Source organism: Nocardioides sp. Z24_21 (genome assembly GCF_058134345.1).
On the sequence record NZ_JBYTTH010000003.1, the window covers coordinates 162,459 to 188,418 of the forward strand.

Sequence of the window (25,960 nt, forward strand, 5' to 3'; positions counted from 1 at the left end):
GCAGCATCATCCCTCGTCGAGCAGCATGGTGACGTCACCGGCCAGCTGTGCCTGCGAGACGTCGTGGTCCCACATGACGGGCGCCTGGTCGTCGGCGTCGACGGCGTAGACGCGCGTGCCGTGGGTGACGTCGTAGCCGCCGCTCGGGAGCCTCTCGCCCTTCTCGATGCCCACGGCGAGGCTGCGGCCCACCTCGACGATGTCGTCGAGGTCGCCGGTGAGCCCGATGATGCTGGGGTCGAACGCGCTGACGTAGGCCTCGGTCGCCTGCTCGTCGTCGCGCTTCGGGTCGGTGGTCACGAAGACCACGTCGAGGCGCTCCTTCTGCTCGTCGTCGAGGCGGGCGAGGGTGCCCGCGAGGGTGGCCATCACCTGCCCGCAGATGTCGGGGCACGCGCTGTAGCCGAAGAACACGAGGGTGAGGTCCTTGTCGGTGTCCTCGGCCAGGCTGAAGGGCCTGCCGTCGGTGTCGACGAGCGGGGTCGAGGAGACCTCGAACGGCGGGTCGAGCACCGTGCCGGTCAGCTCGGCCGGACCGGCCTCGGCGCCCCCGCACGCGGTGGCGAGGAGCAGGACGGGCAGGGCGAGCAGGGTCCTAGCGCGCACGTCGTACGCCCTCCGCGAGGTCGGCGGTCAACGTGCGCAGGGCCTCGAGCCCGGCAGCCGGGTCGTCCGGGTGGTCGAGCAGGCAGCGGACGAACGCGGAGCCCACGATGACACCGTCGGCGTAGCGCGCCACGTCGGCGGCCTGGTCGCCGTTGCTGACGCCGATGCCGACCGCGACGGGGACGTCGCCGGCGGCGCGGACCCGGGCCACGAGCGGTCCTGCGAGGTCGGAGGTCGCCGCGCGCGTCCCGGTGACGCCCATGACGGCGGCGGCGTAGACGAAGCCGCGGCTCGCGGCGGCGGTCATCGCGATGCGCTCGTCGGTCGAGCTGGGCGCCACGAGGAACACCTTGTCGAGGCCGTGCTCGTCGGCCGCGGCGACCCACCGCGGGCCGTGGTCGGGGGTGATGTCGGGGGTGATCAGGCCGGCACCGCCGGCGGCGGCCAGATCGGCGGCGAAGCGCTCCACGCCGTAGCGCTCGACCGGGTTCCAGTAGGTCATCACGAGGGTGGGCACGCCGGTCGCGGCGACCGCCTCGACGACCCGCATCACGTCGGAGGTGCGGACGCCGCCGTCGAGGGCCGCCTGGGCCGCCGCCTGGATCGTGGGGCCGTCCATGACGGGGTCGCTGTAGGGCAGGCCTATCTCGATCGCGTCGCAGCCGGCCTCGACCATGACCTGCATCGCCTCGATGGAGCCGTCGACGCTCGGATAGCCGGCGGGCAGGTAGCCGATCAGCGCGGCGCGCTGCTCGGCCCTCGCGCGCTCGAAGGCCGTGCTGGTCGACGTCACTGCTGCTCCTCCGCGTCGAGCTCGGCCCCCGCCTCGGCCTCGGCCTCGACCCGGTCGAGGTCGGCATCGGGGCCCAGATCGGCGTCGCCGAGACCGAACCACTCGATGGCCGTGCCCATGTCCTTGTCGCCGCGTCCGCTCAGGTTGATGATGACGGTCGCGTCGGGGCCCTTCTCCCGGCCGAGCCGCTTGGCCACCTCGAGCGCGCCCGCGATGGCGTGCGCCGACTCGATGGCCGGGATGATCCCCTCAGTGCGGCTCAGCAGCGCCATCGCGTCCATCGCCTCGGCGTCGGTGACCGGCGTGTACGACGCCCGCCCGGCCGCGGCCAGCCACGAGTGCTGCGGACCGACGCCGGGGTAGTCGAGCCCGGCCGAGATGGAGTGCGACTCGACCGTCTGGCCGTCCTCGTCCTGCAGGACGTAGGTGCGGGCCCCGTGGAGCACGCCCGCCTCGCCGGCGTGGATCGTCGCCGCGTGGCGACCGGTCTCGACGCCGTCACCGCCGGGCTCGAAGCCGTGGATCTCCACGCCCTCGTCCTCCAGGAACGCGGTGAACAGGCCGATGGCGTTGGAGCCGCCGCCGACGCAGGCCGCGACGGCGTCCGGCAGGACGCCGTACTGCTCGAGGCACTGGGCGCGGGCCTCGTCGCCGATGCCGCGGCAGAAGTCGCGGACCATGCTCGGGAACGGGTGCGGGCCGGCGGCGGTGCCGAACAGGTAGGCCGTGTGGTCGACGCTGGCGACCCAGTCGCGCAGCGCCTCGTTGATCGCGTCCTTGAGCGTCGCGCTGCCCGACTCGACCGGCACCACGGTGGCGCCGAGGAGCTGCATGCGGGCGACGTTGAGCGCCTGGCGTCGGGTGTCGACGGCGCCCATGTAGACGGTGCAGTCGAGGTCGAACCAGGCGGCCGCGGTCGCGCTGGCGACGCCGTGCTGCCCGGCGCCGGTCTCGGCGATCACGCGCGTCTTGCCCATCCGCCGCGTGAGCAGCGCCTGGCCGAGCACGTTGCGGATCTTGTGGGCGCCCGTGTGGTTGAGGTCCTCGCGCTTGAGCAGCACCCGCGCCCCGGCGAGCTCGGAGAGCCGCTCGGCGTGGTAGAGACGGCTGGGCGTGCCGGCGTAGTCGCGCAGCACCCGCTCGAAGTCGGCGACGAAGGACGCGTCGGCCATGGCGTCCTGCCAGGCCTCGGTGAGCTCGTCCAGGGCGGCGACGAGGGCCTCGGGCATGAAGCGCCCGCCCCACGTCTCGCCGAAGTAGCCGCGCTCGTCGGCCTCGAACCTGCCGGGCCCGGGCGCGCGTCCACCTGCCTGCCCATTCGTCTGCACGCTCACGGTGTGCCCACTCCTGTCATCGTGCGTACGGCAGCCTCGGGGTCGCCGTCCTTGACCAGCGCCTCGCCGACCAGCACCACGTCCGCGCCCTCCGCGACGAAGCGCTGCACGTCGGCGAGACCGGTGATGCCGCTCTCGGCGACGCTGACGCGGTCGTCGGGGATCTGCGGGACGAGGCGGCCGAAGACGTCGGGGTCGACGTCGAGGGTCTTGAGGTTGCGGCTGTTGACGCCGATGAGCTCGGCGCCGAGGTCGACGGCGCGGGCCGTCTCGTCCTCGTCGTGCACCTCGACCAGCACGTGGAGGCCGAGCTCGGTGGCCTCGGCGTGGAGCCGGCGCAGGGCGTCGTCGTCGAGGGCGGCGACGATCAGCAGGGCCAGGTCGGCGCCGGCCGCCCGGGCCTCGACGAGCTGGTAGGACTCGACGATGAAGTCCTTGCGCAGGATCGGGGTGTCGACGGCCGCGCGCACGGCGCGGAGGTCGGCCAGGCTGCCGCCGAAGCGGCGCTCCTCGGTGAGCACCGAGATGGCCGCGGCCCCGCCCCGGGCGTACGCACGGGCCAGCGACGCGGGGTCGGGGATGTCGGCGAGAGCGCCCTTGCTGGGACTGCGGCGCTTGACCTCGGCGATCACGCTCGACCCCGCTGCCCGGAAGTGGGGCATCGGGTCGCGCGGCGCGGGGGCGTCGGCGAGGCGGGCACGCAGCTCGCGGAGCGGGAGCGCGGCCTCGCGGCGTGCGAGGTCGTCGCGGGCCCCCGCGATGATCTCGTCGAGCACGGATGCGGTCGCTGGCATGCCGTCAGCCTCTCACCCGGGCCCAGCCGCGACCGGGCCGGTGCCCAGTGGACGGACCGGCCGGACGGCGGCGCTGCGGGGTCAGTGGTCGGAGGCGTTGAAGCCGAGCCTGGACAGCACGAGGAACAGCGGGAAGGCGACGAGCGCGACGGCCACGCCGATCCAGAAGAGCGTCATCTGGGCGGGCTGCTGCAGCAGCGCGATGCTGCCCAGGACGAATCCGAGCATCGCGACCCCCACGGCGATCCATGCAGCGGGGGTGTTGCCGTGGCCTGCAGCCATCGTGGGTGCTCCTTCGTCGACTCGTGCGGTTGCGGGAGGAAGTCTAGGCGGTGCCTCAGGCGGTGGGGTCGCGGCCCTCGTCGAGGGCCTTCCAGATGTCGATGTTGTCGGTCGGACGGCCCGTCGCGTCCGTGTCGCCGGACGTCGGCGCGCCGGTCGGTGCGTCGTACCGCGTGCCCATCTCGGGCCAGCTGCGCACCAGCCGCAGGGCGAGGACGGCCGACGCCAGGACGAGGAGCCCGGCGAGGCACGCCAGCCAGAACCAGCCGGTCAGCGCGGTGTCGTCCAGCGTCGCGCCCGTGCGGCGGCGTACCTGCTCGACGAGATGGTCGGGCAGCGTGAACGGCGCCCACACGACGGTGGCGGCGTAGCCGAGCGCGGCCAGCACCCCCAGCGCTGCGATGGTCCGGCGGAACCGACCGCGGGTGACCAGCAGGACGCCCCAGCAGGCAAGCACGACGAAGGCGAGCGCCGTGCCGAGCGGCGAGGAGGCGACCTCACCCGGGTCCATCGTCGCGACACCGGGCGTGGTCTCGGCACCCGTGCCGTCCACCCACGGCTTGCTCGCCGCCCAGGCCGCCAGCGCGGCGGAGGCGACACCGAGGAGGACGACGGGACCGAAGGTGCGACGCGCGCTCGCGCGCCGCTCGGGCTGCTCGGGCTGCTCTGGCTGCTCAGCCATCGACCCGGTGCACCAGGTCGGCGTCGAAGCAGGTGCGGTCTCCGGTGTGGCACGCGGCCCCGACCTGGTCGACCACGAAGAGGAGGGTGTCGCCGTCGCAGTCGAGGCGGACCTCCTTGACCCACTGCACGTGCCCGGAGGTGTCGCCCTTGACCCAGTACTCGCGTCGCGAGCGCGACCAGTAGGTCGCCCGGCCGGTGTCGATCGTGCGGGCGAGCGCCTCGTCGTCGGCCCAGGCGAGCATCAGCACCTCGCCGGTGCCCTGCTGCTGCACGACGACGGGGACCAGGCCCTCCGCCGTGTGGCGCAGTCGGGCGGAGATCGCCGGGTCGAGGCCGGTGTCGGGGGTGCTCACGGATCCATGGTCTCAGCCTCGCGGGCGGACCACGTCTGCGCACACCGCCGGGTCACCGGGCCGGGCGCCGGCAGGTCGCGGTCGTCCCAACGCGCGATGGCCTGGACGTCGCGCGTGGTGGACACGAGGAACGCCTCGCTCGCCGCCGCCCGGACCTCGGCCAGCCGCGCGTCGACCTCGCGCGCCCCGCACCACTCGATGACCAGCTCGCGGGTGATGCCGGCCAGGCAGCCGGCGGCGAGCGTCGGGGTGCGCAGCTCGCCGTCGAGGACGTAGAACACGTTGGACCCGGTGCCCTCGCACAGGTCGCCGGCGGTGTTGGCGAACACGGCCTCGGTGCCGCCGTGGCGCTGCGCGTGGGCCAGGGCGATCACGTTCTCGGCGTACGACGTGGTCTTGAGGCCGGCGGTCGCGCCGTTCTCGTTGCGCGTCCACGGCACGGTGACGACGGTCGTCTCGGGCGCGGCGTGCGGGATCGGGCTGTAGGCGACCACGAGCGTGGCCGGCCCCTCGCCGCGTCCCGACCCCATCGGCTGCGGCCCCGCCGTCCAGGTGATGCGCAGCCGGCCGAGGGGGTCGGCCTCCGCGCCGTCGAGCACCGCCGCCACCCCGCGGCGTACGTCGTCGAGGTCGGGCGCGGGCAGCCCGAGGCCGGCGGCGCTGCGCTCGAGCCGTGCGAGGTGCCGGGTCAGCGCGAACGGTGCGCCGTGCAGCGTCTTGACCGCCTCGAACACCCCGTCGCCGACGGTGAACCCGTGGTCGGTGACCGCGACGGCCCCCTGGGTCGGGTCGGCCAGCAGGTCACCGTCGATCCACGCGCGCATGGCGTCACTCTAGGGCGCCGGAGCAGGTGTCCGGACACTCGGACCTGGGGGTCGGTTTTGTGGCCTCGTCGGGCATGGGCTACTGTTCCACTCGCACTCAGGGCCGGTGAAACGGCCACGGGATGCAGGCGGACATAGCTCAGTTGGTAGAGCGCAACCTTGCCAAGGTTGAGGTCGCGAGTTCGAGTCTCGTTGTCCGCTCGGAAGGTCTCCCCCGTACATTTCGGAACCTCCACGGTGGGTTGGCCGAGAGGCGAGGCAACGGACTGCAAATCCGTCTACACGGGTTCAAATCCCGTACCCACCTCGCAGTCACAACTCAAGACCCGGGCGATTGGCGCAGCGGTAGCGCGCTTCCTTGACACGGAAGAGGTCACTGGTTCAAACCCAGTATCGCCCACCAGAGAACATGCAGGTCAGAGGTCGGTTTCCGTCAGGAAGCCGGCCTCTCGTGCAACATACGTGCAACAAGGCCGACGCTGACCGGGCGCACTTGCAGCACCAGATGCGGGTTGTTGGGCAGTTCAGCCGCAGCGCCGGTCCTACCGGCAACGGCGTTTCAATCCTCAGGATTGGCTGGCCGGGATCTTCCGGTTCCGGAGATCGCTGAGAACCGGGCGGAACGCCTCAGGCGCAGCAGCGATGTAAGAGTCGTGATCGGTGATGGTGGCCATTATGTTCCTTCTCCTTAGGCAGGCGCCCTGGCATCGGGTGAAGGTCGCAGCATGACCGAGCATCGAAGCTCGACGAGCGTTGCGGATAGTCACGCGACGTCATCGGCATCCCGACGAGGCCCTGTGGGTGGAGCATCCGACTTGGCACGGTGAGCGTGCCCGGTTGGGGGTGCCACGGGCAACGTTTTTTGGGACGCGAACGTCCAATCTGGCGCGATGACCGCGCGGGCCTGTCGAGACACGTATGCACTCGTTTCGACTTCGGAGACCGCCCGACCGCAGAACGCGTCAGTCTCGTCCTTCGCGAACGTCGATGCCTTCTTCGGCGAACGCCTTGAAGTCGAGCATGTGCTGCCTCGTTTGCTTGATGAAGCTGCGCCGCATGAGCGGCGCGATCAGTCGCATGGGGCCGGAGAACCGGTACTCGTTCGCGCTCACCCAGCCAGTGGTGCCGGGCGAGGACTCGGACAGGGTCTCCTGTGCGGCGCTCCACATTCCCTCGGCGACGATCTCGCGGTCGAAGTGGACGACCTTGTCGTCGGGGATGTCGCGGAGGTCGGTCGGCTCACGACGCGTAATGGTCTCGGTGCACTCCATGGTGCCCTTGCCTTGCCCGAAGACCACCCGCGACTCGGTCCCCACGTGACCGTCCACGCCGGTCAACGGCTCGTGCGACACGAGTCCCTTTAGCCACTTCGGTCGGTTGGCCGGGTCGGTGAGCAGCTCGACCACGTGTTGGCGTGGCAACGCGATCTCGATCGAGGTAGTGAACTTCATGCGAGCCACGACGACCTTTCGTTGTGAACCGTTGTCTGCAGGTTAGCGAGCGCTTCTACGTCTCAGCGATGTAGGAACCGGAACCGTTCCATGCCCGAGTGCTGCTGGTGACCACCGCCTCCAACATCGTCATGATCCTCAGCCCGACGGCGGTCAACGGCACCAGGCTCCGACGCCGAATGTCCGGATCTGTCGCGATGAGTGCGTCCCGCAGACGGATCCGTGTGCGGCTCAGGGCGCCCCACGTGCGCCGGCCGTGCCGGAAGTAGCGGGTCCGCCCCGCCCGGCACGCGGGCGAGCAGCACTGCGGGACGCGCCTGGGCTGGTGGGAGGTTGTCGAACGTCTCCCAGGCGACGAGGACCATTCGGCCGATCCGCTCGGCGCGCTCGAGGACGACCACGAACTGGGGTGCTCCCCAGTCGTTCACTACGAGAGTGACGTCGCGCAGGTCGAGGGCGGCGTCGATGAAGTCGGCCAGGATCCGCGCCTGTCCTCCTTGCGAGAGGGTCGGCGTCCGCGCGCATCGGCAGTCGGTGGGCGCCGAGCGGAACGGTTGGTAGGACGCTCGGACGCCGAGGAGCAGCGGGACGACCTTGCGCCACTGCAGGTGGTTCATCGGGAAGCCGTGGGTGAGCACGAGGACGGGACCGCCGCCGCCGGTGTCGACGTACTCGATGGGTCCGTCCGGCGTGTCGACCCGGCGTGTCGTGGTCCTTGGCAGTTCCTTGGATCTCTCTTCCTCTGGAATGGTCGTTCTAGCGGGATCGTTCTAGGTTCGACTCACCCGGACGCAGGGATGCGGATGCCCTCCCAGGCGAGCCGTCTGCCTCGCTCCGGGTCAGCCTCCAGGCGCGAAGGGTCGTCGAAGACCAGCGTGCTGCGAAGCTCCACCGTGTACTGCGGCCACGGCGCCGACGGCCTGCCGTCGCGCGCGAACGCCAGCCAGTGGTCCTGCACCTCGTCTTGCACGGCGAGGAAGCCGCGCCGTCCGCCCGGCAGCGTCAGCAGCCGCACGGGCCAGCTGGACACGCCACCGAACACCGCCAGCAGCTCGATGCCGTGGATCGCCCCCAGCCCCGTAGCCCGCAACAGCTGCGGAGCGAAGTCGAACCGGTAGCAGAACGTCGGCGCGACGCCGCTGTGCCCTTGGAGCACTTCAAGCATCGGCCGCCATAGCACGAAGTCGGTGCTGACCTGGAGTGCGACCGCTCGCTGAGGGTAGCCGGGATAGGCGGCAACGACCCGCTCGTAGTCCGCCCCGCACCGGCCCAGTGCGGCCCGCAGCACCGACGGGCTCGTCGGCACGGTCAGGTCGAACTGGAACAGCGTGCACTCATCTCGATTGCTGCCGATGATCAGTGGCACCCGGTGCCCGTCCCCGGCCGCCAGCGCGTCCAGCGGGTTGACCGGCAGAAACTCCCCGTCGACGACCGGCGAAACCGCATACGTGCCTGGGTTGGCGTGCAGGGCCCCCTGCAGCGCTTGGTGCCCGGCGTCGAGCAGGGCCTTGACCGGCGCGGTGGCCAGCGCCTGCCTAGCGGTCTCCCGGCCCACACCGAGACACCCGATGAACCGCCGGGCGAACCGCTGGGCCTCCACGTCACCGATGGCCGCCCAGTCGGCCGCGGTGCTCTGCGCGATCGCCCGGTGAAATAGCCCCTCGGCCGACGGGGTCACCATCAGCGTGAGCACCGCGTCGCCGCCCGACGATTCGCCGAAGACGGTGACATTGTCCGGGTCGCCGCCGAACGCGGCGATGTTGCGCCGCACCCACCGCAGGGCAGCCACTTGGTCGCGCAGCCCCAGGTTGGCGTCGAAGCCGAACTCGCTGAAGTCGAAGTACCCGAGCGCGCCGAGCCTGTAGTTGATCGACACCACGACCACGTCGCCGCGCGCCGCCAGCGACTCGCCGGTGTACCGCGCGCCGGTGTCGAAGACATAGCTGCCCCCGTGGATGTACACCAGCACCGGCCGGGGCCGCGATGACGGCTCCAGCGGCGCGGTCACGTTCAGCGTTAGGCAGTCCTCGCCGGTCGGCCGCAGTCCTACCATCGGGTTGCGCCGCTGCGCCGCAGCGCTGCCGAAGCGCGTGGCGTCGCGCACTCCCGTCCACGGCCGTACCGGCTGGGGAGCGCGAAGCCGCAGCTCCCCGACCGGCGCTGCGGCGTACGGGATGCCGCGCCATTGCCGCGCGCGCTTGCCGACCCGGCCGCGGACGATGCCGTCCGCCGTCTCGACGTCAGTCACGCCGGTACCCGGCCGCTCGCGACCTGGTGGGCGCGACCGACCGGACCAGCGCGTTCGGTCAGGTCTTGGCCGTTCTGCGGCAGAGTTTGTGCGCTGATGAGGGCGAGTGTCGCGTCGAGAAGCGCGGAGGTCAGGGCGGGGAGCTGATCTGGGGATTCGGACAGCAGGAACAGCCAGGCGAAGACGGGGCCGACCAGCAAGGCGTTGAGGGTCGCTAAGTCGGGACGCGTGGTGAGTTCGCCGCGTGCGGTCGCGCGGTCCAGGACCTCCGCAAGGGTCTGGCGCTGGGCTCCGAGGTACTTCGCGTCGAACCGGTCCTGCAGTGCGGGGTCGGCGTGAATATCGGCCAGCAGACCTGGAATCGTCCCCGGCGGCGGCGTGGCCATGCTGTCAGCGATTTCGGCGAGCACGGCGGCTAGGTCGGCGCGCAGCGATCCGCGATCAGGTGCAGCGGCCAGGAACCGATTCGGCATGAGAACGTCAAAGATCATTTCCTGCTTCGTGGCATGGCGCCGGTAGATCGCAGCCTTGCCCACGGCGGCTCGCGCCGCCACCTCGGTCACCGTGAGCCGCGTGTATCCCACCTCGGTCAGCAGCTCTCGAACGGCGCAGGCGACGGCCTCGTCGACGCGACTGTCTCGGGGGCGCCCCCCTTGGTTGCGGGCTTGCTTCTCAACGGACATGGATGCAGGATACGAAACTAGGAGTTCCGATACAACCAGTTCCATAAACGTTTGGCCTATTGCGTCCCAAAGGGGCCGTCCGCGGTAGTGGCATGGCTTCACGCCGACAGTGCTGGTCGCCACCGACGACCGGTGCGCGCTGGCGGCGACGCCATCGCCGGGCCCTACCCGACCGGGTGGGCCCACCGCTCGAGAGGAATGACCGATGCGAATCCCGAAAGCAGCCCACACCGCACAGCCCTGGCGGATCCACGAGTTCACTCACGACTTCAAGATCGAGGACGTGTGGTCCTTCCGCGCGCCCGGCGCTGGGCCCGACGACTTCTTGGTGATGCTCAATGCGCTCAGGACGGCATACGACAACCGCAAGGATCCTGCTCCGGTTCGTTTCCTGTTCGCGGTGCGCTGGAAGCTGGGTGCCCTGCTCGGCTGGGACGCCCCTCGGGCCGGCCTGGGTGGTCGGGTCGTCTCGCTGCGGGACCGCCTCCCACACGACCTCGCGCAGACCGCGACCCATGCCGCCCCCTGCACCGACCCGTTCACCGAGGTCTACCAGCTCGACAACGAAGCGGCCCGCGAACTGGCCAACAAAACCGTCCACGACATCATGCATCTGGGCTGGGTGCCATCCGGTGACGGCGCATACGAACTGCGCATGGCGGCCCTGGTCAAACCCAACGGACTGTTCGGACGGCTCTACATGGCCGCCATCGCTCCATTCCGTTACCTCATCGTCTACCCGGCACTGACTCGCCAATGGGAACGTGCCTGGCTTGACCTCGGCCGCCCACACCGACACGCCGTACAGACCGCAGGCAGAGAAGCCGGCAACGCGGATTCCTAGCACGAAGCGAGCGCACGACGCAGGCTATGTCGACGTGCCGTCGCCCCAATCCTGCAACAGCATCGGTCGGACTGCTGCACGGACAGGTGACAGGGTTGGGACACGCCCCGCGTGACGGTCCCGCACTGGTCACGCTCGCGTCAGAGCCACGCTCGGATCGCGGTTCGCGCTCGTGGGAGGGTGTGCTCATGACCGACGGAGCGGCGCAGGGCCCCGAGATCATGCTGGAGACGGATCGCCTGCTGGTCCGGCCGTGGCGGGTTTCCGAAGCCGCCGCTCAGCGTCAGATGTGGGCCGAACGTGATCCACGAGTGCCGCCCCATCGCCGCATCGACGCCAACGGGCGCCCCACGGTCGCAGACTTCGAACAGGCGATTCGCTTGCGGGTGGTCGTAGCCGCGACGGTAGCGTCGATGACGCACGTCGCGAATGGGCGGACTCGTTGTCGAGTTCAGGATCCAGTGCTCCCCAGCTCAGCAAGCTCCTGGGGCGAGAGCCGCAGACCGCCGGCGGCTACGTTCTCCTCTAGGTGCGCGACGCTGGCGGTGCCGGGGATGACCAACATGTGGGGTCCTTGCTGAAGCGCCCAGGCGAGGCGGACCTGTTGGGTGGTCGCTCCGCGCGCCCGGGCGGCGGCTTGAACGGCAGCGTTCGCCTCCGTGGTCGCCCCCTGCTCACGGGCCGTTCCGGCGATCGTGAAGAACGGGACGAACGCGATGTCGCGCTCGCCGCAAACGCGTACGACTTCATCATGCTGGCGCCGATAGTCGAGACCATAACTGTTCTGCAGACACACAACGGGGGCGATCGTCTGTGCCTCATCGACGTGGTCAAGGGTGGCCGCGGATAGGCCGAGGTGCCTGATCAGACCCTCGGCCCTCATCTCCGCGAGCGCGCCGAATTCGTCCGCCAAGGTGCCATGGCCAGGGCCGGTCAGCCTGAGGTTGACGACGTCGAGATGGTCGCGTCCAAGACGGCGCAGGTTTTCCTCCACCTGCGACCGCAACGCCGACGGCGTCCGGGCCCACCCCTCTTCGCCGGGTCCAACCTTGGTAGCTATCACCAAGTCATTCGGATATGGCCACAACGCTTCCCGAATCAGGTCAGTCGCCCATCTGGGAGATCCCGTTCCTACGCCAAGAGTTCCACCGGGTGAGACGTAGAACGCTGCAGTATCGAGATGATTGATCCCGAGCTCGATCGCGCGACGCAACAGTGCGACAGCCCGCGATCGATCGCGGTGAACGGTGATCCGCATGGTGCCGAAGCCCATCCTCCGCACCATCAGATCGCCCCCCAGCGACCAGGACCCGGCCGAGGAGACGCCGTCTTCGACAGTCAGCATTTTGTGTGACTGCTGATGACGCATTACCGAGCGCCGTCATAGGGGTGGCACCGCGTGGGCGAGCCGGCAGACCCATCAACGCCGCATGTGACGTGTCGAGCGAGGTGCACGGATTCGGCTTCGTTCACTTACATAGCTCCCGTTGTTTGCTGGATACCTGGTCACCACTCGAGCCAAGTCGAGTCGCGCCCTATCGGGACACAAGTCGATTCGGGCCGTCGTCGCGTCGCCCGGACGCGGGCTCATGCGGGGGTAACAGAGGCAGAGTCTCCGGCAGGACAGGGGCCTTGCGGCAAGCCCCCCACTGTGCTAGATGATAGTTGGAGGGGAGTTCGCATTTGGTGCTGTGGTGCTCCGCGGTTGGGATCTGCCGAGGCGCCCTGCGACGTCCGACGCCATGCTCGTCACCGACAGGCGTACGTCGTCGCCGCCAGCCCAGCCGTTCGTGTTCGAGTTCTCTGCTCGCGTCAGCACGCTCCCCCGGCTTCCGACTCACCCGCGTCCGAACCAAAGCGGATCGCCGCCAAGGCCGGTGTCGCGGCGACACCGCCGAGGCGCTGACCGCCCCGGGCGCACCGGTTGTCCCGCATCCGACACCCCACCGGGACAACCGGCCACCGATCAGCCAACACTCAGACCGCTGCATCTGCAGAGGTTCGCTTACGGGATCCCGGAAAGCGACTGGACGGACGTTCAGCGTGTCAACGGTCCGTGAACGGCAGCCGCCGCGGAGCGTGACCAGTACGGGATCGGCAATCGAAACGCTTCGACCTATACCAGTGAGTCGTCGTACGCGGCTGTAAGAGTGCCACCAGCGCTTCCGGTGTTCACTACGCCGACGGGTTCGATGAGCACGGCGTGGACCTCGCCGTCAGCGATTGGGCAGTGCTCAACGCCGCGCGGAACGACGAACATCTGGCCAGGACGAAGAGTGACGTCGCCATCGCGCAGTTGGATGGTCAACTCGCCGTCGATCACGAGAAACAGCTCGTCAGTGTCGTCATGGGTATGCCACACGAACTCGCCCTTGAGCTTGACGACCTTGACCTCGTAGTCGTTCAACCGCGCCACCACCTTCGGCGACCAATGCTCGGAGAACGACAAGAACTTCCCAGCGAGGTCTATGGGTACGTTGGTCATGGGCAAGTGTGACACACCAGGTCGGTCAGGCTCGGTCCGTAAGCGGATGGTGAACTGGCTTGCTTGGCGCCAGGCCGAGAGGTCCTTCGTCGCCAGGTTCGACAGGGCTTCGGCCATGACCTTGTCGCGGTTCTTGGGCGCGTGTTGGTAGCGCCGTGCTGCTTGATCTCGCGACGTCGGTCAGTGAGCCAGCCCTCGGCATCCTCAGCCGTCTCGAAGGTGACCCGCGCCTTGTGGCGAAGTGTGTCGGGGCCGAGGTAGGAGGCCTGCCACCGTCCAGATGGGAGCTTCCGGATGGCTCCGAAACCGCGCCTGCGGGCCATCCCTGGATCCCCCTCGCGTGCAAATTCGAACCCAGTATCGCCCACCAGCACCGCACGAGAGGCCGGCTCAGCCCTTGCCGCCCGGCACCACGAGCGTCGAGCGCGAGACCGCCGGCCGTACGAGGTCGGTGCCCGCGAAGCGGACGACCACGGGCCTGGTGCCCGGCGCGACGTCGCGGACGACGACGCGGGCCGTCCCTGCGACCAGCTCGCCCTCGACGGTGCGGCGGCCGATGGTGACGGTGATCGCGCCGGACGGCTTGGGTGCTCCCACGGCCCTGACGCGCAGGTCGACGACCACGCGGCCCCGCTTGACCTCCGGGCGGACCCGCAGGGTGGGCACGGCCCTGACGGGGGAAGCCACGGTGAGGGTCTCGGTCGTGGCCCGGAAGTGGCGGCGCGTCATCGTGACCTCGACCGCCAGCGCGTGACCGACGTCGCCCTTGCGGACGGTGTACGTGGCCTTCGTCGCCTTGGCGATGCGTCGCCCGTCGCGGAGCCAGCGGTAGGTGGCGGACGCGTCGCCCGGCTTGGCGCGACCGGGCTCCACGACGAGCCGGCGCCCCACCTGGGCCCTGCCCGTCACCCGGGATGGGCTGAGCAGCGTGACCGGCTTGGCCTGGACGGCCGCGGTCGCCGGTGCGTTCGACCTGGACTTGCGGTAGCCGTTCGCGCTCGCCGTGACGCGTGCGCTGATCTGCTGCCCGATCTGGTCACGGGTGAGGGTCAGGGTGTTGCCGGTGGCGTCGGCGAGGGGCTTGCCGTCGGCGTACCACTGGGTCGTGGACTTCTTCGGCTGCGGGGACCACGTCGACGGGGTGAGCGTGAGGGTCGAGCCGACCTGGGGCTCGCCCTGGATCGTCGGCAGCTGGGTGCGTGCGAAGGTGCCGGGTGCGACCGGAGGGGTCGCCAGGGCCGCGGCGCCGGGGGTGTAGCCGTCCAGCTGCGCCGTCACCTCGGCGGTCAGGGTCTTGCCCTTGACGTCGGGCGTGGGCACGTAGGCGGACCCGGTGGCTCCGGGGATGGCCGCTCCGTCGGCCAGCCAGCGGAAGGTGATGCTCGAGGGCGCGGGCGTCCAGGATCCGACGGCCACCTCGAGCGGCGAGCCGACCATGGCCGACCCGGCGATCGTGGGGGGCGAGGTGGGCTGCACCACGCGGTCGTTGAAGTGGATGAACCCGCTCGGCCAGCCGCCGCCGGTCTTGGTGATGCGGCGCCAGTAGAAGTCGCCGCCCCAGTAGTCCTCGGAGACGATGATCTCGGTGTCGGAGATGACCTGCTCCACGATGGCGACGTGCCCGTTCCCGCCGGCCGGCGTGACGTGCGGCCGATACCAGGCGACGGAGCCGACGGTGGGCGTCTGGTCGGTGATGGCGGCCATCGCGACGCCCCAGTTCGACGCGTTGCCGTTGCCCTCCCACGGGCGGACGTCGGGCATGCCCGACTGGATGAGCCGGTAGGCCACGTAGTTCGTGCAGTTGTGCCCGGCGTACATGCGCCAGTACTGCTTCGAGGAGACCTGTCGGTAGCCACCGTCGCCGTACCCCGCGGCCGCGCACCCCTGGTAGCCCGAGCACAGGTAGGTGGAGGACGCGAGGGTGATCCGACCCGCGGTGGTCGGCACGACCAGGGCGAGCAGGACGAGCAACCCGGTGAGGAGCTTGGCCGTCCCGAGCGCCCGTCCGACGACGTTCCGGACGGTCGTCAGGCGTGCTCGAACCGGGTGTGACTCGTGAGACTCGTGTGACGTTTGGGGCACAAGCGACGATCGTATGGGTCAAATGTCAAGCGCGCCACGCCGATGGGTGAACATCAAACGTGTAATTCGTCGCTCCAGCGGGAATCGACCGCCTCCCGGGGCGGACTTGGTGGGGAAGTCTGACACCTGGAGGCCGTTGCAACCCCCTCCAGGTGTCGGAGTCCCCGCTCGAGCGGGGACTCCGACGGGCGCGAGCGACCTGACCACGCCCCCACCTCAGAACCCGTAGCCGAACTCCTCGATCGTCCGGCGGAAGCGGGCGGCCACGATGTCGGCGTCGCCGGGGCCGTAGAGCTCGCGGTAGTGGGGCCCGCTCCCCTGCTTGGCGTGGGGCAGGTCGAGCTCGATGCCGAGGCGCGACGACAGGTCCGCCACCGCGGCGGGCAGCTCCTCGTAGCGGTAGACCCGGTCGACGACGACCCGCCCACCGAGCCGGTAGAGCCGCTCGTTGAGGGCGAGGCGCTCCATCCGCTTCGGGGTGCGGACGAACTCGGCGAAGGTCTTGGTGAACGACGGCTTGCGCGCGCTGTAGCGGTAGGACGAGGCGACCACGTCGAACGGGTTGCGCTCCACCGCGAAGGTGAAGTAGTCGTCCCACGTCTCGCGCCCGATCACCGCGATGACCCGGCGCGCGCCCATGTGGGCGTACGAGCTGGGCTCGGTGTCGTCGTTCTGCGGGCCCACTCCCCCAGCGGCGGCGCGCAGCTCCTCGTCCTCGGGGCTGATCCGGGTGACGATGTCGTCGGGGCCGCAGTGGCGCGACAGCGCGATCTCGAGGCTGGTGCCGGCGGTCTTGCGGGTCTTGACGAACACGAAGCGGTGTCGGTGCGAGGCGATCACGGCTCAGTCGTCCTCGTCGGCCAGTTCCTCGCCGTGGGTGCCCGGGCGCGGCGCCCACGGCAGCTCCTTGGCCGGGCGTACGACGATGAGCCGGTCGCCGCGCGCGAGCAGGGACACCACGGGGTCGAAGTAGCGGTAGACCTTCTCGTCGCGGATCACCGCGATGACCTGGTCGGGCAGCCGCTGGGGCTGCTTGCCGACCTCGGCGACGAGCAGGTCGCGCTCGGCGACCTCCAGGCCCTCGCCGTAGGTCATCAGGTCCTCCATCACCGAGCCGAGCATCGGCGACATCGACGACAGGCCGAGCAGCCGCCCGACCGCGTCGGAGGAGGTGATGACCGAGTTGGCCCCCGACTGGCGCATCAGCGGGACGTTCTCCTGCTCGCGCACCGACGCCACGATCCAGGCGTCGGGGTTGATCTGACGGACGGTGAGGGTGACGAGCACGTTGGAGTCGTCGCGGTCGGTGGTGATGATGACGTGGGTCGCCTTCTCCACCCCCGCCTGGCGCAGCACCCCGCGCCGCGTGGCGTCGCCGACGATGGCCACGAGCCGGTCGCGGTTGGCCTCCTCGACGGGCACGGGCTCGGGGTCGACGACCACGATCGACCTGCGGTCGTAGCCGTTGCTGACGAGGGTGTCGATCGCGCTGCGGCCCTTGGTGCCGTAGCCGACGACGACGACGTGCTGGTCCATCTTCTTGTTCCTCCACCGGGAGACCCGGAACATCTCGCGTCCCTGCGAGGCGAGGACCTCGAGGGTGGTGCCGATCAGCAGCACCAGGAAGGCGATGCGGGCCGGCGTGATCACCAGCGCGTTGACCAGCCGGGCCTGCTCCGACTCCGGTGCGATGTCGCCGTAGCCGGTCGTGCTGAGCGTGACGGTCGTGTAGTAGAACGCGTCGAGCAGGGTCAGGTCGCGGCCGGGGTGCGCGTTGTCGCGGTAGCCCTCGCGGTCGAGGTAGACGAGCAGGACGGTGCCGAACAGGATCGCGGCCGCCATCAGGATCCGGCGGCCGAGCTCCCACCAGGGAGACCGTTCGGTCTCCGGGAGGGAGACCCGGCCGACGCCGGGCTCCACGCTGTCAGCAGACACGGTCAGGAGTCTCGCACGCTCCTCCGCTCCCGCAGCCGCTGCACCATCTCGAGCCGCGCGCGCGTCGTGCTCTTCTGCGGGTAGACGGTGTCGAACGCCGCGTTGACCGCCGCCCCTATGAGCACGGATAGGGCCAGCAGGTAGAGCCACAGCAGCACGGCGATCGGCGCCGCCAGCGGCCCGTAGATCGACCGCGACTCCGCCGCGGTGACGGTGAGCACCCAGCGCAGCGTGTAGGACCCGGCGATCCAGCAGAACAGCGCGAAGACGGCGCCGGGCAGGTTGAAGCTCCAGTTGGTCCGCACCGGGACCGACACGTGGTAGAGCGTGGCGAGGAAGCAGATGCACACCGCGAGCACGACGGGCCAGTAGAGGCTGTTGACGAAGTCGAGGCGCTCGGGCACCACCCGGTCGACCAGGCTCGGGCCGGCGACGACGAGCGGGATGCTCACCGCGCCGGTCACCATCGCGAGGACGTAGAGCACGAACGACAGCGCGCGGGTGGCGACGATCCCCCGGTGCCCGCCGAGGCCGTGCATGATCGTGATGGTGTCGACGAAGACGTTGAGCGCGCGCGAGCCCGACCAGAGCGCCAGGATGAACCCGATCGAGATCACGTCGTAGCGCCCGCCGTCGAGGACCTGGTCGATCGTCGGGCGGATGATCGTGTTGACGGCCCTCTCGGTCAGGCCCTGCCGCGACATCTCGAGGACGGCATTGCGCACGTCCTCCACCTGGGTGTCGGTGAACCGCTCGCTGACGAAGCCGACCGCGCCGGCGAGGGCGAAGATCAGCGGCGGCACCGACAGCACCGCGAAGAACGCCGCCTCCGCGGCCAGGCCGGTGACGCGGTGCCGCAGGCACGACCCGACGCTCGTGACGATGATGCGCCAGGCCTGCTCCCGCCACCGGCGGAGGAGGACCTCGACGCGGCGCGGGGCAGGGGTGTCCTCCCGCGCCTCGACCATACGGCCACGCTATCGAGCCGGCACGCTCGGTCACCGGACCCACGCGGCGGTTCCGCGTGCGACGTGACCGACCCCTCGTGGAGGGAGGAGCGGGGCCCTACCGTGGCGCCATGAGCGAGCGCCCCATCGTCGACCTCCGGACCGCGACCAACCAGGCGCCGCCCCTCGTCGGGCACAACGTGGTCACCTCCGACGTCGCCCTCACCGACGCGCTGGCCCGACACGGCGCCCCCGGGCTGGTCGACGAGCTCGCCCCGCTGGGCGCCGAGGCGGGCACCGCCGAGGCGCGCGAGCACGGCATGCTCGCCAACCGCCACCACCCCGAGCTCGTGCCGTACGACCGCTGGGGCAACCGCATCGACGAGGTCGCGTTCCACCCCTCGTGGCACTGGCTGATGGAGCGCGCCGTCGGCCACGGCCTGCAGGCCGCGCCGTGGGAGCAGCAGGAGGCCGGCGACCCGCACGCCCACCTGCGGCGCGCGGCCGGGTTCTACGCGTGGTCCCAGACCGAGCCGGGGCACGGGTGCCCGATCTCGATGACGTACGCCGCTGTGCCGGCGCTGCGGGTCGACGAGGCGGTCGCGAAGGAGTGGACGCCGCTGCTCGCCTCCCGCTCCTACGACCCGGGCGTGCGCAGCCGGTCGGCCAAGGCCGGCGCGCTCGCCGGGATGGGCATGACGGAGAAGCAGGGCGGCTCCGACGTGCGGGCCAACCAGACCCGCGCGACCCCGACCGCCGACGACGGTTGGTACCGCCTCGACGGCCACAAGTGGTTCACCTCCGCGCCGATGAACGACGTCTTCCTCGTCCTCGCCCAGGCCGGGGGCGGCCTCACCTGCTTCGTCGTGCCGCGCGTGCTGGACGACGGCACCCGCAACCGGATCGACGTCGTGCGGCTCAAGGACAAGCTCGGCAACCGGTCCAACGCCTCCAGCGAGCTCGAGCTCACCGGCACGCTGGCCCGGCGCCTGGGCGACGAGGGCCGCGGGGTGCGGACCATCATCGAGATGGTGGCGGCGACCCGGCTGGACTGCGTGCTGGGCTCGGCGGCGCTGATGCGCCACGCCCTGGCCGAGGCGTCCTGGCACGTCGCGCACCGCTTCGCGTTCGGCAGGCTGCTCGCCGACGCGCCGCTCATGCAGAACGTCGTGGCCGACCTCGCCGTCGAGTCGGAGGCGGCGACCGCCCTCGCGATGCGCCTCGCCGCGGCCGTCGACCGGCCCGGCGACCCGCACGAGGTGGCGCTGCGCCGCATCGCGCTCCCGCTGGCCAAGTTCTGGGTGTGCAAGCGCACCCCGGCGATGGTCGCCGAGGCGCTCGAGTGCCTCGGCGGCAACGGCTACGTCGAGGACTCGGGCCTCCCGCTGATGTTCCGGGAGTCGCCGCTCAACTCGGTCTGGGAGGGCTCGGGCAACGTCAACGCGCTCGACGTGCTCCGTGCCCTCGGCCGCGAGCCCGAGGTGCTCCACGCCTGGATCACGGAGGTCGGTGCGGCGCGCGGGGGCGACAGCCGGCTCGACCGGGCGGTCGACGACACCCTCGCCCTCCTTGGCGAGGCTGCCGGTGTCGAGGCGGGCGCGCGGCGGTTGGCCGGCCGGATGGCCGCGTGCCTCCAGGGCTCCCTCCTGGTGCGCTTCGCGCCGGGCGAGGTGGCCGACGCCTTCTGCGGCAGCCGCTTCGGCACGTCGTACGGTGGGACGTTCGGGATGCTGGAGAGCGGATCCCTCCGCGCCGTTGTCGAGCGGGCGACCCCGATGCTGTGACAGGCTCGTCGCGCGCACCGTCAGGACCAGCCCGACGGTGCGCCTAGCCGGGTCCGCGCTGTGGGAGCGCGGGCATGCCGGGAGGGGGAGGCCATGTCGGCCAAGGGCAGCACGTTGTTCACCGTCGGGACCCTGCTGCGCCACGCGCAGGACGCCGGCGCCGCCGTGCGACTGCTCGTCCAGGGCACGTGGCTCGAGGGCCGCATCGTCGGCGCCGACGGGCTCGGGGTGGTGCTCGACGACGGCAACGCCCAGCAGGTGCTGGTCCGTCTCGACGCGATCGTGGCGGTCAGCTTCTCCCGCACCGACATCGACGACCCCGACGGCAAGGACGGCCAGGACGCGCGGTCGCACGGGCGACGGCGCCGCGACCCGATCGAGGCGGGTCCGGTCGGCGGCTGACCTCGCCACCCCGCGGGTGCTCCTCAGCCCAGCGCCGCGCCGACCACCTGACGGGCCTCCTCCTGCACCTGCGCGAGGTGCTCGGGCCCCCGGAACGACTCGGCGTAGATCTTGTAGACGTCCTCGGTGCCGCTGGGCCGCGCCGCGAACCAGGCCGACTCGGTCGTCACCTTGAGCCCGCCGATCTTCGCCCCGTTGCCGGGCGCCTCGGTGAGCTTGCCGGTGATCGGCTCGCCCGCGAGCTCGGTCGCGGCCACGTCGTCGGGGGTCAGGGCGGCCAGCCGGGCCTTCTGCTCGCGGTCGGCCGGTGCGTCGATGCGCGCGTACGCCGGGTCGCCGTGGCGCTCGACCAGCTCGGCGTAGTGCTGGCTGGGCGTGCGACCGGTCGCGCCGAGGATCTCGCTCGCCAGCAGCGCGAGCACGATGCCGTCCTTGTCGGTGGTCCAGGTGGAGCCGTCACGCCGCAGGAACGACGCCCCCGCGGACTCCTCTCCCCCGAACCCGAACGACCCGTCCATCAGCCCGGGCACGAACCACTTGAAGCCGACGGGCACCTCGACCAGCGGCGCGCCGATCGACGCAGCGACCCGGTCGATCATCGAGCTCGAGACCAGCGTCTTGCCGATCCGGGCGCCGTCGGGCCAGCCGGGACGCGCCCCGCCGAAGAGGTGGGCGATGGCGACCGCGAGGAAGTGGTTGGGGTTCATCAGGCCCGCGTCGGGGGTCACGATGCCGTGCCGGTCGGCGTCGGCGTCGTTGCCCGTGGCGATGGCGTACTCGTCCTTGCGGCCCACCAGCGAGGCCATCGCGTAGGGCGAGGAGCAGTCCATCCGGATCTTGCCGTCCCAGTCGAGCGTCATGAAGCGCCAGGTCGGGTCGACGAGCGGGTTGACCACCGTCAGGTCGAGCCGGTGCCGCTCCGCGATCTCGCCCCAGTAGGCCACGCTCGCCCCGCCGAGCGGGTCGGCGCCGATGCGCACGCCGGCGTCCCGGATCACGTCGAGGTCGAGGACGGTCGGCAGGTCGTCGACGTAGGTGCCCAGGAAGTCGTAGGACCCGGCGGCGGCGCGGGCCTTGGCGAACGACACGCGGCGCACGCCCGCGACGTTGCCGCGGATCAGCTCGTTGGCCCGCGCGGCGATGACGCTCGTGGCGTCGGTGTCGGCCGGGCCGCCGTGGGGCGGGTTGTACTTGAATCCACCGTCCTGGGGCGGGTTGTGCGAGGGGGTGACCACGATGCCGTCGGCGAGCCCCGCACCGGTCGTACGCCCCCGGTTGGCGCGGATGATCGCGTGGCTGACCGCCGGGGTCGGGGTGAAGCCGTCGCGGTCGTCGACCAGCACGGTGACGTCGTTGGCGACCAGCACCTCCAGCGCCGTGGCCCACGCCGGCTCGGACAGCGCGTGGGTGTCGCGCCCGATGAACAGCGGGCCGTCGTAGCCCTGCTCGCGCCGGTAGTCGCAGATGGCCTGCGTGGTCGCGGCGATGTGCATCTCGTTGAACGAGGTGGCGAGCGAGGTGCCGCGGTGCCCGCTGGTGCCGAAGGCGACCTGCTGCGACACCTCGTCCGGGTCGGGCTCGAGGTCGAAGTAGGCCGTCACGAGGTGGGAGACGTCCACCAGGTCCTCGGTGCGGGCGGGCTGTCCGGCTCTCTCGTGGGTGGCCATGGCCCCATCTTGTCGGGTTTCGCGGTGGGTTCGGCAAGACCCACCCGAGAATGTGCCGTGTCGGCTGTCGATCCGGACGGGGGCCGTCCGTCAGAGTGGTGAGGCCGCAGCCGCGGCCCACGACACGAAGGAGCCACCGGCGATGAGCCGATACCTGATCCTGCTGCCCGCCCCCGAGGCGGCGTGGGACGACCTGCCGCCCGAGGAGCACGAGATGGGGCACCGCTCGCACGGCGAGTTCCAGCGCGACCTCGAGGCCGAGGGCCACATCCTCGTCACCGGCGGCCCGCTCGAGCCGTCCGTGCAGGCGACGTCCATGCGCCCCGACGGGGCCGGGGGCGCGCTGGTCACCGACGGGCCGTTCAGCGAGACCACCGAGCAGGTGGTCGGCTTCTACCTCGTCGACTCCACCGACGAGACGGCACTGCGCGCGACGTGCGAGCGGTTCGCCGCCCGCGGCGAGCACATCGAGTTCCGCCGGATGGCGGAGTGAAGGGGACCGACATGAGCCGCTACGTGCTGTTCATCGCCTACGAGTCCTCGGAGTGGGACGCCGCGAGTGCGGAGGTCCGCGAGTCCTACTACCGCGACCACGAGGCGTTCTCCGCCTTCGTCGCCGAGCACGGCACCGAGCACGCCTCGGGTGCCCTCGCCGACGCCGAGCGGGCGACGACGGTGCGACACCGCGGCGGCACCCGCGACGGCGAGATCGTGGTGACCGAGGGCCCGTTCGCGGAGACCGCCGAGCAGCTGGGCGGCTACTACGACGTGGAGCTGCCCAACCTCGACCACGCCGTCCGGGCTGCGGCGCTGCTGCCCGCCACGTACTCGGTCGAGATCCGACCCACCATCTCCATCGGCTGAGCGCCGTGACACGACGACGAGAGGACGAGCGATGAAGTACCTGGTGCTGTTGATGGACGACGGCGACGAGTTGCCCTGGGACGAGCAGACGGACGAGGAGAAGGCCGCCACCATGGCGAAGTTCGGCGAGTTCGATGCGGCCTGCGCGGCGCGCGACGGCGTGGAGATCCTCGCCGGCGAGGCGCTCGCCGGCCCGGAGTCGGCGACCACGGTCCGCCCGCGGGGCGGGCGGCTGCAGGTGAGCGAGGGCCCCTTCGCCGAGGCGGTCGAGGCGATGGGCGGCTTCTACCTGGTCGAGGCGCCCGACCTCGACGTGCTCCTCGAGGTGCTCCCGGCCCTGCCCGCCTACGACCTGCACGTGCAGCCCGCGGTGGACATGGGCTGAGCGCCCCCGATGACCCTCCCCCAGGACGCCCTCGCCGAGGTCGTGCGCGAGGAGTGGGGCCGCCTGGTGGCCCTGCTCCTCGCGCAGTTCCGGCGCCTCGACCTCGTCGAGGACGCGCTGGGCGACGCCGTCGAGGCGGCCAGCCGCACCTGGCCGCTCGACGGGGTGCCCGCCAGCCCGCCCGCCTGGCTGATGACGGCCGCGCGCCGCCGGGTGCTCGACCGGCTGCGCACCGAGGACGTGGCCCGGCGCAAGGAGCAGCTGCTGCTCGTCGACGCCGAGCACCACCAGCAAGGAGCCCGCACGATGGCCGACGCCGGCAGCCTGGTCGAGGACGACGTGCTGCGCCTGGTGCTGATGTGCGCCCACCCGGCGCTGGCGCCGGAGGCGGCCAGCGCCCTCAGCCTCCGGCTGGTGCTGGGCGTTCCGACCGCCGACATCGCGCGGCTCTTCCTCGTGCCGGAGCCGACGATGGCCGCGCGGATCACCCGGGCCAAGAAGCGCATCGTGGGGGCCGGCATCCCCTTCGGGGTCCCCGACGCCTCCGTGCTGCCCGACCGGATGGACATGGTCGCCCAGACGGCCTACCTCGCCTTCACCGCCGGCTACGCCCCCGGCACGGGCCCCGACCTGCTGCGCGCCGACCAGTCCGGCGAGGCGATCAGGCTGGTGCGCGTGGTGCTCGGCCTGCGCCCCGGCGAGCCCGCGCTCGTCGCGCTGCTCGCGCTGATGCTGCTGCAGCACTCGCGGCGCGACGCCCGGTTGCGCGACGGGCGGCTGGTGCTGCTCGCCGACCAGGAGCGCGACCGCTGGCACCACGACGACATCGCCGAGGCGACACGGCTGCTCGCCCACCCCGTCCTGACCGGCCCGCTGACCGCGCTCGCCGCGTCCTACGTCCTGCAGGCACGCATCGCCGCCGAGCACGCCACCGCGCCGAGCACCGAGGACACCCGCTGGGACCGCGTCGTCGGCCTCTACGACCTGCTGCTGCGGGTGGCGCCGTCGCCCTCGGCCCGGCTGGCGCGAGCGGTCGCGGTCGCCGAGCAGCACGGGCCGGCCGCCGGACTCGAGGCGCTGGAGGGCCTGGAGATCCCCGCCAGCCACCGTCCGGCGGCCGTGCGCGCCGAGCTGCTCTCCCGCGCCGGCGACACCGACGCGGCGCGGGCGGCGTACGACCAGGCCATCGCCGCCTGCCGCAACGAGGTCGAGCTGGCGTTCCTGGTGGCCCAGCGCGACGCGCTCTAGTCCTCCGGGACCGGCTGCTGCTTGGCCAGGACGGTGAGTCCCTCCTCGACGACGAACCCGCGAGCGCGGTCGGCGTCGTGGTCGACGCCGATGTGCACGCCGGGAGGCACGACGACGCCCTTGTCGAGGATCGCGTTGCGCACGACCGCTCCCTCGCCGACCCACACCCCGTCCATCAGCACCGAGTCGGACACCTCCGCGCCGTCCTTGACCCACGCGGCCGGCGAGAGCACCGACCGGTTGACCCGGCCGCCGCTGATCACCACGCCCGGCGACAGGATCGAGTTGAAGGTCGACACCTGGGCGCCGCTCGCGCCCTCGACCAGCTTGGCCGGCGGGTGCGGGCCGTAGCTGGTGTAGATCGGCCACGCGGTGTTGTAGAGGTTGAAGACGGGCAGCGGCGAGACCAGGTCCATGTGCGCGTCGTAGTAGGAGCGCATCGTCCCGACGTCGCGCCAGTAGCCGCGGTCGCGGTCGGTCGCGCCGGGGACCTCGTTGTCCTTGTAGTCGTAGACGGCCGACTCCGACTTGTCGACGAACCACGGCACGATGTCGCCGCCCATGTCGTGCTTGGACTCGTCGCGATCGGCGTCGCGGGTCACGGCGTCGCGCAGCGCGTCGGCGTCGAAGACGTAGTTGCCCATGCTGGCCAGCACCTCGTCGGGCGCGTCGGGGAGGCCGACGGGGTCGGTCGGCTTCTCGAGGAACGCGCGGATCCGCGACGGGCTGGCCGGGTCGACGTCGATCACGCCGAACTGGTCGGCCAGGCCGATCGGCTGACGGATCGCGGCGACGGTGCAGCCGGCGCCGGACTCGACGTGGTCGGCGACCATCTGGGCGAAGTCCATGCGGTAGACGTGGTCGGCGCCCACCACGACCACGATGTCGGGCCGCTCGTCGGTGAGCAGGTTGAGCGACTGGAAGATCGCGTCGGCGCTGCCGAGGTACCACCGCTTGCCGACGCGCTGCTGCGCGGGCACCGGGGTGACGTAGTTGCCCAGCAGGTTGGACATCCGCCAGGTCGTGGTGACGTGCCGGTCGAGGCTGTGCGACTTGTACTGCGTCAGCACGACGACCTTGAGGTAGCCGGAGTTGACGACGTTGGACAGCGCGAAGTCGATCAGCCGGTAGATGCCGCCGAACGGCACCGCGGGCTTGGCCCGGTCGGCCGTCAGCGGCATCAGGCGCTTGCCCTCACCCCCGGCCAGCACGACGGCGAGCACCTTCTTGCGCGGGGGCGTGATGGCCATGCCCCGAAACTAGCC

Annotated in this window: 26 protein-coding genes, 3 tRNA genes and 1 pseudogene; 10 read left to right on the top strand and 20 right to left on the bottom strand. The window is 71.1% G+C overall.

Annotation, left to right across the window (positions count from 1 at the left end):
* Window positions 1-6 precede the first annotated feature (6 nt).
* From AC3X7Z_RS12340 to AC3X7Z_RS12375, 8 genes are all read right to left on the bottom strand, one after another.
* A complete protein-coding gene (locus AC3X7Z_RS12340) occupies window positions 7-606 on the bottom strand; it encodes an SCO family protein (RefSeq protein WP_489976102.1) in 600 nt (199 codons plus the stop codon).
* Window positions 596-1,399: a tryptophan synthase subunit alpha gene (gene trpA / locus AC3X7Z_RS12345; protein ID WP_186341995.1), complete on the bottom strand. Its 804-nt coding sequence runs from the start codon at window positions 1,397-1,399 to the stop codon at window positions 596-598. Before trpA ends, AC3X7Z_RS12340 begins: the two co-directional genes overlap by 11 nt.
* On the bottom strand, window positions 1,396-2,727 hold the full coding sequence (trpB, locus tag AC3X7Z_RS12350) for a tryptophan synthase subunit beta (RefSeq protein WP_489976244.1): 1,332 nt from the start codon (window positions 2,725-2,727) through the stop codon (window positions 1,396-1,398). Before trpB ends, trpA begins: the two co-directional genes overlap by 4 nt.
* A 2-nt stretch (window positions 2,728-2,729) precedes the next feature.
* Window positions 2,730-3,527: an indole-3-glycerol phosphate synthase TrpC gene (gene trpC, locus AC3X7Z_RS12355; RefSeq protein ID WP_186341994.1), complete on the bottom strand. Its 798-nt coding sequence runs from the start codon at window positions 3,525-3,527 to the stop codon at window positions 2,730-2,732.
* Window positions 3,528-3,608: 81 nt separating this feature from the next.
* Entirely contained in the window at window positions 3,609-3,809 is a 201-nt protein-coding gene (locus AC3X7Z_RS12360) for an HGxxPAAW family protein (RefSeq protein WP_186341993.1), read from the bottom strand.
* Window positions 3,810-3,864: 55 nt separating this feature from the next.
* Window positions 3,865-4,491, bottom strand: coding sequence for a Trp biosynthesis-associated membrane protein (locus tag AC3X7Z_RS12365; protein WP_489976103.1), 627 nt, complete (start codon window positions 4,489-4,491; stop codon window positions 3,865-3,867).
* Window positions 4,484-4,846, bottom strand: a complete 363-nt coding sequence (gene hisI / locus AC3X7Z_RS12370; protein ID WP_489976104.1) for a phosphoribosyl-AMP cyclohydrolase — start codon at window positions 4,844-4,846, stop codon at window positions 4,484-4,486. The genes AC3X7Z_RS12365 and hisI overlap by 8 nt, the downstream gene beginning before the upstream one ends.
* The gene (locus AC3X7Z_RS12375) at window positions 4,843-5,670 is read right to left on the bottom strand and encodes an aminotransferase class IV (protein WP_489976105.1); all 828 of its coding nucleotides are present in this window, start codon (window positions 5,668-5,670) and stop codon (window positions 4,843-4,845) included. Before AC3X7Z_RS12375 ends, hisI begins: the two co-directional genes overlap by 4 nt.
* 128 nt (window positions 5,671-5,798) lie before the next feature.
* On the opposite strand from AC3X7Z_RS12375, the gene AC3X7Z_RS12380 reads away from it, so the two are divergent.
* The 3 genes from AC3X7Z_RS12380 (at window position 5,799) to AC3X7Z_RS12390 (ending at window position 6,073) form a co-directional block, all read left to right on the top strand.
* Window positions 5,799-5,871, top strand: a tRNA-Gly gene (locus AC3X7Z_RS12380).
* A gap of 35 nt (window positions 5,872-5,906) precedes the next feature.
* Window positions 5,907-5,977 (top strand) — tRNA-Cys (locus AC3X7Z_RS12385).
* 21 nt (window positions 5,978-5,998) lie between these two features.
* Window positions 5,999-6,073, top strand: a tRNA-Val gene (locus AC3X7Z_RS12390).
* A gap of 559 nt (window positions 6,074-6,632) precedes the next feature.
* Here the strand turns inward: AC3X7Z_RS12390 and AC3X7Z_RS12395 are convergent.
* From AC3X7Z_RS12395 to AC3X7Z_RS12405, 3 genes are all read right to left on the bottom strand, one after another.
* Window positions 6,633-7,121, bottom strand: a complete 489-nt coding sequence (locus AC3X7Z_RS12395; protein ID WP_489976106.1) for an SRPBCC family protein — start codon at window positions 7,119-7,121, stop codon at window positions 6,633-6,635.
* Window positions 7,122-7,902: 781 nt separating this feature from the next.
* Window positions 7,903-9,369, bottom strand: coding sequence for a carboxylesterase/lipase family protein (locus AC3X7Z_RS12400; protein WP_186341988.1), 1,467 nt, complete (start codon window positions 9,367-9,369; stop codon window positions 7,903-7,905).
* Window positions 9,366-10,052, bottom strand: coding sequence for a TetR-like C-terminal domain-containing protein (locus AC3X7Z_RS12405; RefSeq protein WP_489976107.1), 687 nt, complete (start codon window positions 10,050-10,052; stop codon window positions 9,366-9,368). The genes AC3X7Z_RS12400 and AC3X7Z_RS12405 overlap by 4 nt, the downstream gene beginning before the upstream one ends.
* A gap of 205 nt (window positions 10,053-10,257) precedes the next feature.
* Here AC3X7Z_RS12405 and AC3X7Z_RS12410 point away from each other — a divergent pair, with 205 nt between their 5' ends.
* Window positions 10,258-10,896, top strand: coding sequence for a DUF2867 domain-containing protein (locus tag AC3X7Z_RS12410; RefSeq protein ID WP_186341986.1), 639 nt, complete (start codon window positions 10,258-10,260; stop codon window positions 10,894-10,896).
* Window positions 10,897-11,347: 451 nt separating this feature from the next.
* Here AC3X7Z_RS12410 and AC3X7Z_RS12415 read toward each other — a convergent pair whose 3' ends face one another.
* The 7 genes and pseudogenes from AC3X7Z_RS12415 to AC3X7Z_RS12445 all read right to left on the bottom strand — a co-directional run bounded on the left by AC3X7Z_RS12415 (window position 11,348) and on the right by AC3X7Z_RS12445 (window position 18,366).
* Window positions 11,348-12,241: an aldo/keto reductase gene (locus tag AC3X7Z_RS12415; protein ID WP_489976108.1), complete on the bottom strand. Its 894-nt coding sequence runs from the start codon at window positions 12,239-12,241 to the stop codon at window positions 11,348-11,350.
* 771 nt (window positions 12,242-13,012) lie between these two features.
* A complete protein-coding gene (locus AC3X7Z_RS12420) occupies window positions 13,013-13,498 on the bottom strand; it encodes a cupin domain-containing protein (RefSeq protein WP_241005393.1) in 486 nt (161 codons plus the stop codon).
* A 56-nt stretch (window positions 13,499-13,554) separates the two neighbouring features.
* A pseudogene (locus AC3X7Z_RS12425) lies at window positions 13,555-13,704 on the bottom strand (hypothetical protein); the annotation flags it as partial.
* 67 nt (window positions 13,705-13,771) lie between these two features.
* Window positions 13,772-15,352 (bottom strand): CHAP domain-containing protein, encoded by a 1,581-nt coding sequence (locus tag AC3X7Z_RS12430; RefSeq protein WP_186341984.1) that lies wholly within the window; start codon window positions 15,350-15,352, stop codon window positions 13,772-13,774.
* A gap of 327 nt (window positions 15,353-15,679) precedes the next feature.
* The gene (locus AC3X7Z_RS12435) at window positions 15,680-16,303 is read right to left on the bottom strand and encodes a hypothetical protein (RefSeq protein ID WP_489976109.1); all 624 of its coding nucleotides are present in this window, start codon (window positions 16,301-16,303) and stop codon (window positions 15,680-15,682) included.
* Window positions 16,304-16,306: 3 nt separating this feature from the next.
* Window positions 16,307-17,305: a potassium channel family protein gene (locus AC3X7Z_RS12440; RefSeq protein WP_186342303.1), complete on the bottom strand. Its 999-nt coding sequence runs from the start codon at window positions 17,303-17,305 to the stop codon at window positions 16,307-16,309.
* A 95-nt stretch (window positions 17,306-17,400) separates the two neighbouring features.
* Window positions 17,401-18,366, bottom strand: coding sequence for a YihY/virulence factor BrkB family protein (locus AC3X7Z_RS12445; protein WP_489976110.1), 966 nt, complete (start codon window positions 18,364-18,366; stop codon window positions 17,401-17,403).
* A gap of 110 nt (window positions 18,367-18,476) precedes the next feature.
* Here AC3X7Z_RS12445 and AC3X7Z_RS12450 point away from each other — a divergent pair, with 110 nt between their 5' ends.
* Entirely contained in the window at window positions 18,477-20,129 is a 1,653-nt protein-coding gene (locus AC3X7Z_RS12450) for an acyl-CoA dehydrogenase family protein (protein ID WP_489976111.1), read from the top strand.
* A gap of 93 nt (window positions 20,130-20,222) precedes the next feature.
* Window positions 20,223-20,531 carry a hypothetical protein gene (locus AC3X7Z_RS12455; protein WP_186341980.1) on the top strand — a complete coding sequence of 103 codons (309 nt, stop codon included), beginning with the start codon at window positions 20,223-20,225 and terminating at the stop codon, window positions 20,529-20,531.
* A 23-nt stretch (window positions 20,532-20,554) separates the two neighbouring features.
* Here AC3X7Z_RS12455 and pgm read toward each other — a convergent pair whose 3' ends face one another.
* A complete protein-coding gene (pgm, locus tag AC3X7Z_RS12460; RefSeq protein ID WP_186341979.1) occupies window positions 20,555-22,198 on the bottom strand; it encodes a phosphoglucomutase (alpha-D-glucose-1,6-bisphosphate-dependent) in 1,644 nt (547 codons plus the stop codon).
* Between the two features lie 142 nt (window positions 22,199-22,340).
* On the opposite strand from pgm, the gene AC3X7Z_RS12465 reads away from it, so the two are divergent.
* The 4 genes from AC3X7Z_RS12465 to AC3X7Z_RS12480 are packed head-to-tail and all read left to right on the top strand — an operon-like array spanning window position 22,341 to window position 24,695.
* Complete coding sequence (locus tag AC3X7Z_RS12465) at window positions 22,341-22,691, top strand: YciI family protein (protein ID WP_186341978.1); 351 nt, start codon at window positions 22,341-22,343, stop codon at window positions 22,689-22,691.
* Between the two features lie 11 nt (window positions 22,692-22,702).
* Window positions 22,703-23,062, top strand: a complete 360-nt coding sequence (locus AC3X7Z_RS12470) for a YciI family protein (protein ID WP_489976112.1) — start codon at window positions 22,703-22,705, stop codon at window positions 23,060-23,062.
* A gap of 31 nt (window positions 23,063-23,093) precedes the next feature.
* Window positions 23,094-23,447: a YciI family protein gene (locus tag AC3X7Z_RS12475; RefSeq protein WP_186341976.1), complete on the top strand. Its 354-nt coding sequence runs from the start codon at window positions 23,094-23,096 to the stop codon at window positions 23,445-23,447.
* A gap of 9 nt (window positions 23,448-23,456) precedes the next feature.
* Window positions 23,457-24,695 (top strand): RNA polymerase sigma factor, encoded by a 1,239-nt coding sequence (locus tag AC3X7Z_RS12480; RefSeq protein ID WP_489976113.1) that lies wholly within the window; start codon window positions 23,457-23,459, stop codon window positions 24,693-24,695.
* On the opposite strand, the gene glgC is transcribed toward AC3X7Z_RS12480, so the two are convergent.
* On the bottom strand, window positions 24,692-25,939 hold the full coding sequence (gene glgC, locus AC3X7Z_RS12485) for a glucose-1-phosphate adenylyltransferase (RefSeq protein ID WP_489976245.1): 1,248 nt from the start codon (window positions 25,937-25,939) through the stop codon (window positions 24,692-24,694). The two genes, AC3X7Z_RS12480 and glgC, sit on opposite strands and share 4 nt — an antisense overlap.
* Between the last annotated feature and the right edge of the window lie 21 nt (window positions 25,940-25,960).

Bases quoted from the DNA above. Each gene is read 5' to 3' on its own strand.
- AC3X7Z_RS12395 (WP_489976106.1), bottom strand. From the start codon at position 7,121: ATGAAGTTCACTACCTCGATCGAGATCGCGTTGCCACGCCAACACGTG.
- AC3X7Z_RS12455 (WP_186341980.1), top strand. From the start codon at position 20,223: ATGTCGGCCAAGGGCAGCACGTTGTTCACCGTCGGGACCCTGCTGCGC.
- AC3X7Z_RS12420 (WP_241005393.1), bottom strand. From the start codon at position 13,498: ATGGCCGAAGCCCTGTCGAACCTGGCGACGAAGGACCTCTCGGCCTGG.
- AC3X7Z_RS12450 (WP_489976111.1), top strand. From the start codon at position 18,477: ATGAGCGAGCGCCCCATCGTCGACCTCCGGACCGCGACCAACCAGGCG.
- AC3X7Z_RS12405 (WP_489976107.1), bottom strand. From the start codon at position 10,052: ATGTCCGTTGAGAAGCAAGCCCGCAACCAAGGGGGGCGCCCCCGAGAC.
- AC3X7Z_RS12475 (WP_186341976.1), top strand. From the start codon at position 23,094: ATGAAGTACCTGGTGCTGTTGATGGACGACGGCGACGAGTTGCCCTGG.
- trpC (WP_186341994.1), bottom strand. From the start codon at position 3,527: ATGCCAGCGACCGCATCCGTGCTCGACGAGATCATCGCGGGGGCCCGC.
- AC3X7Z_RS12445 (WP_489976110.1), bottom strand. From the start codon at position 18,366: ATGGTCGAGGCGCGGGAGGACACCCCTGCCCCGCGCCGCGTCGAGGTC.
- AC3X7Z_RS12375 (WP_489976105.1), bottom strand. From the start codon at position 5,670: ATGCGCGCGTGGATCGACGGTGACCTGCTGGCCGACCCGACCCAGGGG.
- AC3X7Z_RS12470 (WP_489976112.1), top strand. From the start codon at position 22,703: ATGAGCCGCTACGTGCTGTTCATCGCCTACGAGTCCTCGGAGTGGGAC.
- AC3X7Z_RS12465 (WP_186341978.1), top strand. From the start codon at position 22,341: ATGAGCCGATACCTGATCCTGCTGCCCGCCCCCGAGGCGGCGTGGGAC.
- AC3X7Z_RS12480 (WP_489976113.1), top strand. From the start codon at position 23,457: ATGACCCTCCCCCAGGACGCCCTCGCCGAGGTCGTGCGCGAGGAGTGG.
- AC3X7Z_RS12410 (WP_186341986.1), top strand. From the start codon at position 10,258: ATGCGAATCCCGAAAGCAGCCCACACCGCACAGCCCTGGCGGATCCAC.
- AC3X7Z_RS12360 (WP_186341993.1), bottom strand. From the start codon at position 3,809: ATGGCTGCAGGCCACGGCAACACCCCCGCTGCATGGATCGCCGTGGGG.
- AC3X7Z_RS12365 (WP_489976103.1), bottom strand. From the start codon at position 4,491: ATGGCTGAGCAGCCAGAGCAGCCCGAGCAGCCCGAGCGGCGCGCGAGC.
- AC3X7Z_RS12415 (WP_489976108.1), bottom strand. From the start codon at position 12,241: ATGCTGACTGTCGAAGACGGCGTCTCCTCGGCCGGGTCCTGGTCGCTG.
- AC3X7Z_RS12440 (WP_186342303.1), bottom strand. From the start codon at position 17,305: ATGGCGGCCGCGATCCTGTTCGGCACCGTCCTGCTCGTCTACCTCGAC.
- pgm (WP_186341979.1), bottom strand. From the start codon at position 22,198: ATGGCCACCCACGAGAGAGCCGGACAGCCCGCCCGCACCGAGGACCTG.